Raw genomic sequence first — 13,888 nt, forward strand, 5'->3', positions numbered from 1 at the left:
TCACGACACACGGCTCTTGCGTTCGATCAATTGCAGGATGAGCGGCGTCAGGATTAGCTGCATGGCAAGGTCGAGCTTGTTGCCTGGCACCACGATGGAATTTGGCCGCGACATGAACGAGTCGTGGATCATCGACAGCAGATAGGGAAAATCGATGCCGCGCGGATTGGCGAAGCGGATAACCAGCATCGATTCGTCAGGCGTCGGAATCCAGCGCGCGATGAAGGGGTTGGACGTATCGACAATCGGCACGCGCTGGAAATTGATGGCGGTCTGCGAGAATTGCGGGACAATGTAGCGGACATAGTCGGGCATCCGGCGCAGGATCACGTCCATCACCGCCTCGGTGGAATAGCCGCGTGTCGAACGATCGCGATGGATCTTCTGGATCCATTCGAGATTGATGACCGGCACGACGCCGATCTTGAGATCCGCATGCTTCGCCAAATTGATCGTGTCGGTGACGACACAGCCGTGCAGCCCCTCGTAGAAGAGCAGGTCGCTGGGACCGAACTCGCGCCATTCGGTAAAGCTTCCCGGTGGCGTGCCGTACTGCTTTTCCTCTTCCTCGTCATGGATGTAGGTGCGGGTTCTTCCGGATCCCCGGCGGCCGTATTCCGCGAACACCTCTTCGAGAATCCCGAGTTCGTTGGCCGCGGCATGGAAGTGGGTGAAGTTCGGATTGCCGGCCTTCTCCTCTTCGGCCACCTTTGCCTTCATCGCGGCGCGGTCGTAGCGGTGGAATGCGTCGCCTTCGATGAACGCGGCCTCGATGTTCTCGCGCCGGAAGATCAGCTCGAAGATACGCTTGACCGAAGTGGTGCCGGCGCCCGACGAGCCGGTGATGGTGATGATGGGGTGCTTGGCTGACATGGTGCTGCTCAGGCTCTGAAGAGGCCACGGCGGCTGAACAGCGGCGCTCGTTCGCCGATGTTGCTCGGCTCGGTGTGGTAGCGGGTGACGCGCGCGACCTCCCGCGCCGACCCGAAGACCATCGGCACGCGCTGGTGCAGGCTGTCGGGTTCGATGTCCAGGATGCGGTTGATCGTATCGGTGGCCGCACCGGCAGCCTGTTCTATGAGATAGGCAATCGGGTTGGCCTCGTAGACCAGGCGCAGCCGTCCCTGACCGTAGCCCTTGCGCCGGTCGCCGGGGTAGAGAAACACGCCGCCGCGCATCAATATGCGGTAGCAGTCGGCGACCAGGGAGGCGATCCAGCGCATGTTGAAATCCTTCTCTCGCGGTCCTTCGGTGCCCTCCAGGCAGTCGTCGACATAGAGCCGCACGGCCTCGTCCCAGTGCCGGTAGTTGGCGGCGTTGATGGCGAACTCCTGGGTGCGTTGCGGAATGATCCGGCTCTCGTAGGCCTGGACGAAGGTGCCGAGCCTGGCCGACAGGACGAAGATATGCGTACCGCTGCCGAGCGACAGGACGAGCGCCAACTGCGGCCCATAGATGAAGAAACCGGCGCCTAGCTGATTCACGCCCGCCTGCAAAAAAGAGGCGGCCGGATCGGCATCCGGCGCGCCAGTTGCGGGCAGGAGCGAGAAGATCGTTCCGATCGACACGTTGGTGTCGATGTTGGAAGAGCCGTCGAGCGGGTCGATGGCAATGGCGAGTGGTGCTTGCCTGTCGAGCAGGACCGGCTGCTCCAGCTCCTCGGAAGCGTAGAGCGCGACCGGAGCGTGGCGCATGGCGTCGAGGAAGATGTCGTCGGAGAAGACGTCGAGATCCTTCTGGACATCGCCGTCGGCGTTGGCGCCACGAGTCCCGGCAAAGGCGGCGCCGAGCACACCTTGATTGATGGTATTGCGGATCTTGCTGGCGGCCTGTGTCAGCTGACGGACAGTCGTTACGACCGCGGAGCGAAGTTCGTCCGGCTGGCCGAGATAGGAGTTCAGAAAAGCGTCGAGCGTTGCCGCTGGCATCGTAACCTCCCGATCCAGCCGCGTCTCCTCGGATCGGCTGGATCGGGGGAATGAAAACAAACGACAATTGATAAGTAAAATTCAATAACTTTACGTTGGTACTAAAAATAATTTAGTATGAGACATGAGAAACCTCACGCTCAAGCATTTCAAGACCATCCAGGCCATCATCAGGCACGGAAAAATTGTGAGTGCGGCCAAGGCGTTAGGTCTGTCTCCTTCAGCACTGACAATTCAGTTGCGGCAAATGGAGGAAGAATTCCAACTGGCTCTGTTCGACCGGACGTCGGACGGCATGCGTCCCACTGCCGCAGGTTTGGCCGTCGTTGAGGCAGCGCAAGCTATCGAGGAGCATCTCGGTCTGCTCGAAGACAAGATCGACGCCATCAAGGGCGTTCGTACGGGTAGCTTGAGGCTCGGCGTCGTTTCCACCGCCAAGTATTTCGCGCCGCGGTTGATGGCTGCGTTCATGAAGGAACATCCCGACATCGACATGCGGCTTGCCATCGGCAATCGTGCCCAGACGATCGACAACCTCAAGAATCACGACATCGACATCGCGCTGATGGGGCGCCCGGCGAAAGAGGTCCCGGTGCGTGCTTCGGTCTTCGGCGACCACCCGCTGGTCATCATCGCACCGCCCGAACACCCGCTGGCGGCGGCACGCGATATCTCCAAGGAGCGCATTGCCGAGGAGCATTTCCTTATTCGCGAGCCCGGCTCCGGAACCCGCATCTCGCTGGAAATATTCCTGAGCGACGTGCCTGGCCGCATCGATGAACTCGGCGTCGAGATGGGCTCGAACGAAACGATCAAGCAGGCGGTGATGGCTGGTCTGGGCATCGCCTTCATTTCTGCCCACACGATCGCCGCGGAAACCGAAGCTGGCCGGCTCGTCATCCTCGACGTTGTCGGCATGCCGATCCGCCGACAGTGGTTCTCGGTGATACGAACCGATCACGCAATCTCGCCGGCCATGGCTACGTTCAACGACTTCCTGATGCGCAAGGGCGCGATGTTTCTGCCCCTGTTCGGTAAGCTTTATCCCGATTCCTGAGCGGGATGACCGACGGATGGCGTTCGGAATCGACCGGAGCGAGACGCCGGACGTGTCGCCTGCCAAGAGACGTGAAATCCGTCGCAAGGTCGACTGAAGGTCTATTTCTTCCGACCGAGCGTTTCCGAGACGGTCCTGGACAATTGATAGAGCCGCTGCTCGATTATCGTCGGCACGTCGCAGACATAGGTCAGCGACTGGACACGTTCGTTGAAAATGCGCGTCGCGAAATTCAACTGGTCGGTTCGCCGTTCGACTTCGTCCGGATCGGCGTCGGCTTTGGCACGTAGGGCGTCGACGTCGGATGCTTCCTTGCGCAATTCAGCCGCCATTTCGAGCTGTTTGTGGGCATAGCGGGAAATGCCGGAAATCACGTGCGAACGCTCGGCGTCCATGTGATCGAACATTCCCTGCACCAGCATCGCCATCTTTGGTGCGACCTGCTCCGCCGGCAGAGAAGCCACGAAGTCCTTGATCTCCTTCTGGGCTTCGGCAATCGGCGTCCGTCGGGCCGCCACCGCCTCGACCAGCGCGGAGACGCCCGAATCCTTCGACCAATCCTTCGCCGCCGGGGGAAGCTCCGGCCCATTCCAGATCTGGCCGAGCGAGAGCTGCGGCACCTTGCGCTGCATGCAAGGCCAGTCGGGATCGGTGTTTGCCGCCCTGGCGTCCATCGGGACAAGCATGGCGACCAGAACCAGGGTGTGCACAAGTCTCATTCGCGCCATCAGCCGTTTCCTCCCGTGTCCTGTTTGCGGGTCATCAGGCCGCGCGAAGGATCGTACGCAATGATGGCGCCGCCCAGAAACAACAGCGTGCAACCGGCGACGACGCCCAGCGACAGCCAGTCGATCTGCCCATAGAAGGCGAAGCGGATCAGTTCGACGGCATAGGTGAACGGATTGGCGAGGCAGATCTTGTAGAGCAGGGGGCTTGCCTCCTGGATACGCCACAAAGGATACAGCGCCGGCGACGCGAAATAGCCTGGAAAGATGACGAAGTTCATGATGCCGGCGAAGTTTTCGAGCTGCTTGATCATGGACGACAAAAGCATGCCGAGCGCGCAAAGCATCATGCCCGACAGAAACAGTGCCGGCAGCACGTAGAGATAGCCGAGCGGCGGCGCCCTGACGCCCCACAACCAGGCGACGATCAGAAATGCGTAGACTTGCACGATCGATACGGCCACGCCGGCCAACATCTTCGACACCAGCAGGAACCAGCGCGGAAATGGGCTGACCAGCAGGATGCGCATGTTGCCCATCTCGCGGTCGTAGACCATCGACAGTGAAGACTGCATGCCGGAAAACAGCAGGATCATGCCGCACAGACCCGGAGTGATGTAGACCTCGTAGAGCACATAGGTCTTGTAAGGAGGGATGATCGACACGCCGAGCACCTGGCGGAAGCCGGCGGCGAAGATGAACAGCCAGACGAGCGGCCGCACCAGTGAGGAAATGAACCGTTCGCGTTGGTGCAGGAAGCGCAGGCACTCGCGCAGGACGATGCCTTTCAGGCAAATGAGATAGTGGCGGAGGCCGAATGGTTCAGACCCTACCGGTTTGATGCTGACAACTTTTCCGGGCATCGCAGGAGCGCTCATGACGATGTCTCCGCCATGCCTGCCGCGTCGATGCGGCTGAGCTTCGAAAAGGCATCGCGAATGGAATTTCCTCCATTTGCCTGGACGACATCCGACACCTTGCCCCTGGCGACCAGGTCACCCCGCCGCAGCACGACGACATGATCGGTATCGTTGACTTCATCGATCAGATGCGTGGCCCAGAGCACGCCGATACCATCGGTTTCGACGAGCTTGCGGATGGTGGCGAGGATGCCAGCACGCGACTCGATGTCGAGGCCGACGGTCGCTTCGTCAAGCAGGAGCAGGGAAGGTCGGTGAAGCAGCGCCCGGGCGATCTCGATGCGCCGCATCTGACCGCCGGAGAGGCTGCGTGCCTTGTCATGCTGGCGGCCCTGCATGTCGACTGTGTCAAGCAGCGCGGCGATGCGCTGCCGGGCTTCGCGTCCGCCAATGCCATGCAGCGAGGCATGGTAGGAAAGATTCTGATAGACGCTGAGATCGAGGTCGAGCGTGCGCGCCTGGAACACGATGCCGACCCGTCTGAGCGCTTCGCCCGAAGCGCTGCGGATGTCGTGGCCGAAGATGCGGATCGACCCGTGACGCGTGTCATAGAGGTGGCTGATCAGGGAGAACAGCGTTGTCTTGCCGGCCCCGTTGAGGCCGAGCAGGACGGTGAACGTCGCCGGCAAGATCGAGAACGAGACCTCGTTGAGTGCCCGCTTCGGTCCATAGGAGTGGCTGACGGCACTGACGTCGAGCGCCGCCGCCTCGTCTCCCGGTCCGCTTGTCCTCACATGCTGCATGCCCGGATCGCTCCTTCAGGACGCGTTGGCAGGACGCACTGCTATCTAGCGCGCCTGATTTCCTTTGGTCTCACTTGATCGTGATCTTGCCCTTCAGGCCCTTGTCGGCGAGGTCGGGAACCGACCAGGTATACTCGCCGGGGCGAACTGTGTGGAATTGCACCTGGATCGTTCCCGCGTCGTCGAATTCCAGCCAGGCCGGTCCGCCGTCCATATGCACCTCCAGATCGTCGATGACGATCTGGTCCATCCACACATTGCGGAACAGGTCGGTCACGAACTTGTATTCGAAACCGCCCTTGGAGGTGATCTTCCAGCGATAGCCTTGGCCGGCGATCAGCTCGAAATCCTTCTGATTGACGGCATAGGTGGAATCGGCCGAGCCGATAATCAATTCCGGCAGGTTCTTGCTGGCACGCGATGGTTTTGGCGTTGCGTCATCCGCGCTTGCGCCGATCGGAGCAAGCACAAATCCGGCGAGCGCGGCGAAGATAAATCTATGGCGAAATTTCATGTCGCGATCCTCCCCATGATCAATGTCTGCTATTTGGGCGAAATGGCCACACCCCAAGGCTGCTGGCCCACGGTGAGCGATTGGACCGGCTCGTCGGTCGCCGTATCGATGAACGTGATGTCGTTGGAGTTGCCATTCGTGGTGATCAGCGTTTTCTGGTCGGGTGTGAAGGCCAGGTGCCAGACGCGTTGGCCGACGAGGATGTATTTCTCGACCTCGAAGGTGTCGGTATTGACCACGGCGACATGGTTCGCCGGGCCGAGCGCGACATAGGCTTTCTTGCCGTCGGCGCTGATGGCGATGCCTACCGGCTGGATGGTCTCAGCCCGCAATCCCTGAATCGCGAACTGGATCTTCTTCACCACTTCGCGTTTGGCGTTATCGATGACGCTGACGGTGCCGCCCACTTCGGCGCTGACCCAGACCTGCGAGCCGTCCGGCTTGAATTCGGCAAAGCGCGGGCGCGTGTCGACCAGCACGTTATCGGTTACATCGTGGGTGCCAGTGTCGATGAAATGCGCCATGCTGGTGGTTTCCGAGGTGTTGACCATGGTCTTGCCATCAGGGCTGATACCCATGCCTTCCGGTTCCACGCCGACTGGAATCTCGGCCATGACCTGCTTGCTCTCGACGTCGATGGCGGTGACGAGGTTGTCGTCCTCATTGGCGACATAGAGCGTCTTGCCGTCAGGCGAGAGCACGAACAATTCGGGATCGGGGCCAGATGGCAGCGTGCCGACGATTTGCAGCGTCGCGGTGTCGATGATTTCGACCGTGTCGTCATCACTGGCGCAAAGATAAACGAATTTGCCGTCATGCGAGATGGTGATGCCGCGTGGCCTCTGGCCGACCTCGACGGTCTTCACCACTTGCATGGTGGCCGTGTCGACGACCGTCATCGTGTTGTCCTTCTCGTTGGAAACGTAGGCCGTATAGGCCGATGCCGGGCTGGCCGTGAGGCCGGCCGCGAGAATGGCGAATGCACAAGCTCGTGTCTGCACGCAAATTCCTCCCCTTTGGCCCTACTTGAGAACGCATTTCGTTTCCGGCTGATCGATACCAAGCGTATCGAGTTCGGAGAATTGGTGGAGATAGCCCTCCTGCGGTGATGTCGAAACGACCGACTTGGTGTCGCCAAGCAGGATCGGCTGGCGAAGCTGGAGGTTCCATTTGCGGAAGGTGAGCTTCTGTCCCTTGAAGGCGGCAACCGAGAAATCGCCCGACCGGATGTAGTCACTGATCTTTTTGGCATCGTCGCCTTTGGTGCGCGTGGTGGCTTCGCCGACGCCACGCACTGCTGTCCACGCCGACATGTCCTTGGAAAGCATCCGCCGGCCCGTCGTCTTCAGGAAGCGGCTCTGCATCTGGATGCCGCCCCATTGCTCGCTGGCGGGATGCCACGACGATGCAACAAGCCCGGCCGTGCCGGCGACCAGCCGCGGCGTCCAGGTGCGGTAGGGCACGTAGGTGCCAAACACCTGGCTTTCGTCGGCGACAAGCACAATGTCGTGCTCCGGCAGATCCTGCGTGAATACGGAAATCTGCTGCTGTATCTGCGTGGCGCCGGTGTCGGTACGCCTGGCCGTGCCGGTGTCCTTGAATTCCTTCTCGGCGACGATCTGGCCGCCGAAACGGGTTGCCGCGCGGCGCAACGCGTCGGCGTAGAGATGGTCCTGCTCATGCGAGCCGTAGAGCAGCACCCAATTCGGCCACTTCTTCACCATGAGATACTGCGCCAGCGCATCGGCAAGCATGCTGCGCGTCGGCGCGATATGAAAAACATTGATGCGGCAGTCCTCCTCGCGCAGGCTATCGTCGGTGGCACCGATGTTGAAGATCAGCACGCCCTTGTCGCGGGCTATATCGGCGATCGACAGCAATTGTTTGGCCGAGAGGTCTGCGACGACATAGTGGTCACCTTTGGCGATCAGGTCCTCGAATGCCTGAACCGCGTCGGCTTCGGGTTTGATCTCGGTCACGTCGAGGCTGAATTTCTGGTCGGTGAATTTTCCGGTGGTGTTGTTATCGCCGATTGCCACAGTGGCGCCGGCGACACCTTCATCACGCGGCGGCAGGTCGAGCATGGAAAGCGTCAATTGCGGCGCGTAGGCCCGCAAATACCCTATCTTGATTTCAGTGACCTTTTTTTCCGGCTTCGCCGCCGCTTCCTGGGCTATCGCGCCCGGAGCGTTGACGGTCAGGGAAAAAAAGCACAAAAAGGCGGCGAGAGTGCCCGGCACCGCGCTCGTCATCGATAGTAATTACCCATTCTTGCGCTGAGGTCCGACGGGTGTCGGAGCAGCGCCAAGTCCAGGTGCCCATGGTCAACTTAGCCGACCCGCAAAATTTATCAAACCCTATCGGACGACTTTTCGCGTCTGCCCTGGCTCGGTGTCTTTTTGACAAACATGCAATGGCGGCTGAAAAGATTGCCATCTTCGATTTCGAGGTCGTTCGCAGCTATGTCATCCGCGACGTGCGCGAGAATCAAGCGGACGAAGGACAAAAGATCTTGTCCTCCAAACTGGAGAAACTGTTCAAATGACCAGAATGCTGGCCAGCGTCACCGGCATCGAAGAGGCGGAGATCGTTCTTTCGAGCGGCGCCGACATCGTCGATCTGAAGGATCCGAAGGCGGGAGCGTTGGGCGCGGTACCCACGGAAACCATCCGCCGAACGATTTCGTTCATCGCTGGTCGGGCTCCGGTCAGCGCGGTCTGCGGCGACCTGCCGATGGAACCCGAAACGATCCGCGCCAAGGCTGAAGAGATCGCGGCGACCGGCGTCGATTATGTCAAGATCGGGTTTTTCCCATCGGCTCACATCCCTGCCTGCGCGGAGGCGCTCGAACCGCTGGCCGCGCGAACGAAGTTGATCGCTGTGCTCTTTGCCGATCTGGCGCCGGACTTCGAGCTCCTGCCGGTATTCGGCAGGCACCGCTTCCACGGCGTGATGGTTGATACCGCGCAGAAGGGAAAGGGCCGGCTGCTCGACCATTTGCCACCGGAGCGGATTCCGGGATTCGTCGATCGAGCCAAGTCGCTCGGTCTGATGGTTGGCCTGAGCGGATCGCTCGAAGCCCCGGATATTCCACGTCTATTGCCTTTCGCTCCCGATTTCCTCGGCTTTCGCGGCGCGCTGTGTGGCCATGCCGACCGCGCGGGTTCAATCAGCGCCGAGGCGGTCTCGCAGATTCGCGAATTGGTCCCGGCAGAGCCTGGGACGGGCGGTAAATCGAGCATCGACTATCGCCTGTTGGCAGCGAGAGGCTATTCGCCGGGCACCGATCCGACACTGGGCACGGACAGGATTTTCGTGCGGGATTTTGTTCTGCCGGTCCAGATCGGTGCCTACAGCTTCGAGCATGGTCATACTCAAAAGGTGCGCTTTGATGTGATCGCCGACGTGCTGCAAGTCACCGACCATCCCGAGGACATGCGCCATGTGTTCTCCTATGACATCATCATGGATGGCATTCGCACCATCGTCGCGCGGGGGCACATTCAGCTCAGCGAGGCTTTGGCCGAGCAAGTGGCGGCGCACGTTCTGGAGAACCAGCGCGTCGTGCGCGTCACGGTAAGGGTGGAAAAACTCGAGCTCGGGCCTGGCGGTGTCGGCGTCGAGATCGAACGCAAGCGCCAATCGGCAGGACGCGGTGTCGCCTCCGGCTCTGCCGGCCGAAAAGACAGAGGCAGTGTTTCCCGGCCGCGCCAGCAAGGCTCCGACGTCCTCGGGCGGGCCGTCGTCAAGCTTGGCGGCAGCACTGCCCATGCGGCGGAAATGACGAGCTGGATCGCGGCGCTGGCGGGTTCCAGGTTACCGATCGTCATCGTGCCCGGCGGCGGCCTGTTTGCCGATCAGGTGCGCGAGACGCAGACCCGCATGGATTTTTCCGACACCGCCGCACATGCCATGGCGATCCTCGCCATGGAGCAGTTCGGCCAAATCATCCTCGATCGGGACGAAAGACTGACGCCGGCACGATCGCTGGAGGAGATTGTGCGAGCATTGGACGAAGGCAAGGTTCCGGTGTGGCTGCCGTCGTCACTTGCGTTGCCGGCACCGGACCTTCCGGCCTCTTGGGACATTACCTCCGATTCCCTGGCTGCCTGGCTTGGCGGGAAGCTTGGCGCGAACGCGCTGTTGCTTATCAAGCAGACCGATGCATTCTTCGACAACGATACCCCTGACAGCCTGAAGGCCAGGGGCATTGTCGACCCAGGCTTTGCCGCCATGCTGCCCGACGGCATCGATTTCCGTCTCGCCGGTCCGAAGGATGCCGCCGAGGCGGGCGCGCTACTCGCATCGGGCAAGCTGCCCGGCATCGGGATTGTGGCTTCGACCCGCTCGGCAAAGAAGGCAGGATAGCCGATGGTGAAGCTGCACGTGCCGCGCTGGGCGTGGGTTTTGACGGGGTCCGGGCATTTTTTCACGGAGAGCTTCGCACTTGTTCGCCAACTCGAACATTGCGATGTCTTCGTGTCGAAAGCCGCCAATGAAGTGCTGCGCATGTACAAGCTCAAACTCGATTTTCCGGAGACGACGCGCGTGCTGCACGACAAGACGGCGAGCGCCATTCCCGTCGGCGAATTTTACCACGGCGTCTACCACACGGTCGTGGTGGCGCCTGCCTCGTCCAACACGGTTGCCAAATGCGTCTGGGGTATATCCGATACGCTTGCCACCAACGTCTTTGCGCAAGCCGGAAAGTGCCGCGTGCCGATCATCGTCTTTGCCTGCGACACCGCACCCGAACTCGAAACCATGGCGCCGCATGGCCTGGTCAAAGTCTATCCGCGCAGGATTGACCTGGAAAACACCGAGCGGCTGAAGGGGTTCGAACGAACCCAGGTGGTCGAGTCGCTCGCGGACCTCAACGCGGCGGTTCAGCAACGCCGGGCCGAGCTGTCCGGCCATGGCTGAGCGGCTGGTCTTTCTCACGGGACATCTGGCCAGGGCACGGTTGGAAAAGCTGCTATCCGGTCTGGGCGAGACGGAGTTTTCGTGGGAGGTGGTCGACATAGGTGTCAAGGTCGCCGCACTGATGACCGAAGACATCATAAAGCGGCGTCTCATCGCGCCCAACGCCGTTGACCGCTTTATCCTGCCAGGGCGCTATCGCGGCGATATCGAGCAATTGTCGAACCATTTCGGCGTGCCCTTTGCGCGCGGTCCTGACGAGATCGCGGACCTGCCGGCCTTTCTCGGCCGTGTCGGCGAGCCGCCGGATCTTACGCGTCACGATATGCGCATCTTCGCCGAGATCGTCGATGCGCCAATGCTGTCGATCGAAGCGCTCACGCTGCGGGCGGGGACGCTAGCTGCGGCCGGCGCCGATGTCATCGATCTTGGCTGCCTGCCTGAAACGCCATTTCCGTTGCTGTCGGAGGCTGTGCGCGAGCTCAAGGCACAAGGATTTCAGGTCAGCGTCGATTCGGCCAGCGCGGACGAACTGTCGATCGGTGCACGCGCCGGTGCGGACTATCTTCTCAGCCTCGACGAGAACACGCTGCCGTTAGTGTTCGGCCATGGGGCTACGGCAGTGTTGATCCCGTCCGCCCCCGGCGATCTGGATTCGCTTGGCCGCGCTATCGATGCGGCGCAAAGGGCTGGCATTTCCTTTATCGCCGATCCCGTGTTGGATCCGATCCACTTCGGCTTCGCCCAATCGCTCGGCCGCTTCATCGAGGCGCGCCGCCGCTGGCCGAAGATCGAATTGCTGATGGGCACCGGCAATCTCACCGAACTTACCGACGCCGACAGTTCTGGCGTTACGGCCGTTCTAACGGGGCTCTGCTCGGAACTCGGGATTCGAAACGTGCTAGCCGTACATGTCAGCCCTCACACGGTGCGGACGATCGAGGAGCACGACATTGCCCGTCGCATCATGTTCGCTGCCCGCAATGACGGTGCACTGCCGCGTAGCTATCACCCAGGCTTGCTGCAGATCCACGATCGCAAGCCCTTCACGGCCTCGACCGATGATATCGCTGGATTGGCGGCCGAGGTGCGCGACGCCAACTACCGTATCGCGGCAGCGGAGGACGGCATTCATATTTTCAACGGCAAAGGGCACGCGGTTGCCACGGATGCGTTCGAATTCTTCGCCGGACTTGGCGTGGAGACCGATGGTGCGCATGCTTTCTATCTGGGCGCGGAACTGACGAAGGCCGAGATCGCGTGGCGCCTCGGCAAGCGCTATGTTCAGGACGAGCCGCTCGCATGGGGCGTTGCCGCACCGGCTCCCGAAACCGACCGTACCCGTCTTGCCAAACCGGGCGAAACGCTTCGCGCGAAGAAGGAGGGCTAGGTGCCTTACATTCGCGAGACAATCATCACCACTGTCGACAAGGCAGGAAAGGTCCATATCGCGCCGATCGGCATAATCTCCGAAAAAGACGGCTGGGTCATCGCACCGTTTCGTCCCTCGGTTACGCTCGACAATCTGGCGGCGGTGCCGTTCGCCATCGCCAACTACACCGACGACGTGCGCGTCTTCGCTGGATGCCTGACCGGGCGCAAGGACTGGCCGACCGTTCCCGTTGAAGATTTTCTGGTTCCCCGGTTGGCGACTGCGCTGGCGCATTCGGTTCTCGAAGTCGAGAGCGTTGACGATGATGGCGTGCGCCCTCGCCATTTCTGCCGCGTGGTTCGAGAGGAAATGCATGCGCCCTTCACCGGCCTTAACCGTGCCAAGGCGGCTGTTCTGGAACTGGCCATCCTGGTCAGCCGGCTCGGCATGCTACCCCGCGACAAGATCGAGGCCGAGATCGCGTATCTTTCGATCTCTATCGAAAAGACAGCCGGCGCCGACGAACGGGAAGCCTGGGGTTGGCTGATGCAGCGTGTCAGCGATCACCTGGCCGTCAAAGGGTCCAGCAGCGAGGACGCGTGAGCGTGACGACGCGAGCGCCGCTACGCTGCTTGCGATCGATATCCAGCCAGCAGCGCCACCGCCGATGCTGGTGCGGCGCGGCTGGCCTCGCCGCGAACAGCGTCATGGGCGGGGACGATGTCGGCGAAATCGACAAAGCGACGTTCCATGCGCTCGGCCAGCCGCCTGATCTGCCAGCGGCCCGTTCCGGCGCCGACGATCGGAACATCTTGAGCAAGACCCCAGGCAACCAGGGATGCTGCGTCGTGGATTTTCCGCAATTGCTGCTCGCTGAACCAGCGTGCGACTTCACCCCATTCCGGCGGCGAAAGTTCAGCGGCGTCGCGCCCGACCATGCGCGCCAGTCGCGCGATTGAGCCGTGGACGGTCTTTTCCTTGCCGTCGGCGGAAGGGTGCATGTCGTCCTCCTCATCGAGCACGCCCAGGATCCGGTGCGCGTCGGCGATCGAGGCGAAATACTCGTTCATCAATGGCGTCAGCCTTCGATGGACCGGAGCAGACGAGGCTACACCGAACAGGAATGTCCTGGTGAAACCGGTATAGACCAATTCACCAGTCAGAAGCCGTCCGGCATCGGTGTAGCCCTCATTGACGACGGCGCCGTCCTTTATGGCGATAATGTCGGTGGTGGTGGAGCCCATATCGACGAACAGGGCATCGCCGGCCAGTTTTGCCACCAAAGAGGCTGTCGCGTGCCAGTTGGCGGAGGCGACATCAGTGCTCAGCCGCGCTGCCTGCTCGACCTCGACAAAGCCGGATGATCCGGCATAGATCAGCTTTTCGCCTGTGGGAAAACGATTGGAAATCTGACCCAGCAGCGTCGTCACGCCGATATCGCGGGACGCAAAGATGTCCGATAGCTCGCCCGTCATGGTGAACGCGTTGAGATCGGCTTCCGCATAGATCGGGGCTGTTTCGTCGAGGGCCGAGGTCAGGCTGTGCAACCCTTGCCAAAGCGGCGTGGCGATCGTTACCGCGCCGACGATGCGGCCGCCTTGCGCGCGCGTCACCTTCAGATGCGCGCCGCCAATGTCGAAACCCGCAATGATGCTCTTTCTTTTTTCCACACTTCAAGCTTTCATGACAGCAGTTGGTTGGCGAGAAAA

At 61.1% G+C, this 13,888-nt stretch carries 15 protein-coding genes; 6 read left to right on the plus strand and 9 right to left on the minus strand.

What is annotated here, in order from left to right:
- Together FJ428_RS00335 and FJ428_RS00340 are read right to left on the minus strand one after the other, a co-directional pair.
- Positions 1-873, minus strand: coding sequence for a phosphoribulokinase (locus FJ428_RS00335; protein WP_140498210.1), 873 nt, complete (start codon positions 871-873; stop codon positions 1-3).
- Between the two features lie 8 nt (positions 874-881).
- The gene (locus FJ428_RS00340; RefSeq protein ID WP_140515144.1) at positions 882-1,928 is read right to left on the minus strand and encodes a class 1 fructose-bisphosphatase; all 1,047 of its coding nucleotides are present in this window, start codon (positions 1,926-1,928) and stop codon (positions 882-884) included.
- A gap of 124 nt (positions 1,929-2,052) precedes the next feature.
- Between FJ428_RS00340 and FJ428_RS00345 the strand changes: the two genes are divergently transcribed.
- Positions 2,053-2,985 (plus strand): LysR family transcriptional regulator, encoded by a 933-nt coding sequence (locus FJ428_RS00345; protein WP_140878729.1) that lies wholly within the window; start codon positions 2,053-2,055, stop codon positions 2,983-2,985.
- 101 nt (positions 2,986-3,086) lie between these two features.
- On the opposite strand, the gene FJ428_RS00350 is transcribed toward FJ428_RS00345, so the two are convergent.
- The 6 genes from FJ428_RS00350 to FJ428_RS00375 form a co-directional block, all read right to left on the minus strand.
- The gene (locus FJ428_RS00350) at positions 3,087-3,713 is read right to left on the minus strand and encodes a hypothetical protein (protein WP_140524706.1); all 627 of its coding nucleotides are present in this window, start codon (positions 3,711-3,713) and stop codon (positions 3,087-3,089) included.
- Positions 3,713-4,573 carry an ABC transporter permease gene (locus tag FJ428_RS00355; protein ID WP_181167204.1) on the minus strand — a complete coding sequence of 287 codons (861 nt, stop codon included), beginning with the start codon at positions 4,571-4,573 and terminating at the stop codon, positions 3,713-3,715. Before FJ428_RS00355 ends, FJ428_RS00350 begins: the two co-directional genes overlap by 1 nt.
- Positions 4,574-4,584: 11 nt before the next feature.
- Complete coding sequence (locus FJ428_RS00360) at positions 4,585-5,373, minus strand: ATP-binding cassette domain-containing protein (protein ID WP_140560482.1); 789 nt, start codon at positions 5,371-5,373, stop codon at positions 4,585-4,587.
- A 70-nt stretch (positions 5,374-5,443) separates the two neighbouring features.
- Entirely contained in the window at positions 5,444-5,887 is a 444-nt protein-coding gene (locus FJ428_RS00365; protein WP_140498197.1) for a hypothetical protein, read from the minus strand.
- Between the two features lie 29 nt (positions 5,888-5,916).
- Entirely contained in the window at positions 5,917-6,888 is a 972-nt protein-coding gene (locus tag FJ428_RS00370; RefSeq protein WP_140524705.1) for a YVTN family beta-propeller repeat protein, read from the minus strand.
- Positions 6,889-6,909: 21 nt separating this feature from the next.
- A complete protein-coding gene (locus FJ428_RS00375; RefSeq protein WP_140560483.1) occupies positions 6,910-8,139 on the minus strand; it encodes an ABC transporter substrate-binding protein in 1,230 nt (409 codons plus the stop codon).
- Between the two features lie 38 nt (positions 8,140-8,177).
- On the opposite strand from FJ428_RS00375, the gene FJ428_RS00380 reads away from it, so the two are divergent.
- From FJ428_RS00380 to FJ428_RS00400, 5 genes are read left to right on the plus strand one after another with little or no spacing between them, the layout of a single operon-like run.
- The gene (locus FJ428_RS00380) at positions 8,178-8,432 is read left to right on the plus strand and encodes a hypothetical protein (protein ID WP_140560484.1); all 255 of its coding nucleotides are present in this window, start codon (positions 8,178-8,180) and stop codon (positions 8,430-8,432) included.
- On the plus strand, positions 8,429-10,255 hold the full coding sequence (locus tag FJ428_RS30525; protein ID WP_140560485.1) for a (5-formylfuran-3-yl)methyl phosphate synthase: 1,827 nt from the start codon (positions 8,429-8,431) through the stop codon (positions 10,253-10,255). Before FJ428_RS00380 ends, FJ428_RS30525 begins: the two co-directional genes overlap by 4 nt.
- A gap of 3 nt (positions 10,256-10,258) precedes the next feature.
- A complete protein-coding gene (locus FJ428_RS00390) occupies positions 10,259-10,810 on the plus strand; it encodes a flavoprotein (protein WP_140515154.1) in 552 nt (183 codons plus the stop codon).
- The gene (locus FJ428_RS00395) at positions 10,803-12,197 is read left to right on the plus strand and encodes a DUF6513 domain-containing protein (RefSeq protein ID WP_140560486.1); all 1,395 of its coding nucleotides are present in this window, start codon (positions 10,803-10,805) and stop codon (positions 12,195-12,197) included. The genes FJ428_RS00390 and FJ428_RS00395 overlap by 8 nt, the downstream gene beginning before the upstream one ends.
- Positions 12,198-12,782 carry a DUF447 domain-containing protein gene (locus FJ428_RS00400; RefSeq protein WP_140560487.1) on the plus strand — a complete coding sequence of 195 codons (585 nt, stop codon included), beginning with the start codon at positions 12,198-12,200 and terminating at the stop codon, positions 12,780-12,782. It begins immediately after the preceding gene.
- A 20-nt stretch (positions 12,783-12,802) separates the two neighbouring features.
- On the opposite strand, the gene FJ428_RS00405 is transcribed toward FJ428_RS00400, so the two are convergent.
- Positions 12,803-13,849, minus strand: coding sequence for a hydantoinase/oxoprolinase family protein (locus tag FJ428_RS00405; RefSeq protein WP_140515157.1), 1,047 nt, complete (start codon positions 13,847-13,849; stop codon positions 12,803-12,805).
- Positions 13,850-13,888: the final 39 nt, after the last annotated feature.

The sequence above is a fragment of the Mesorhizobium sp. B2-8-1 genome (assembly GCF_006440955.1).
GTDB lineage: Bacteria > Pseudomonadota > Alphaproteobacteria > Rhizobiales > Rhizobiaceae > Mesorhizobium.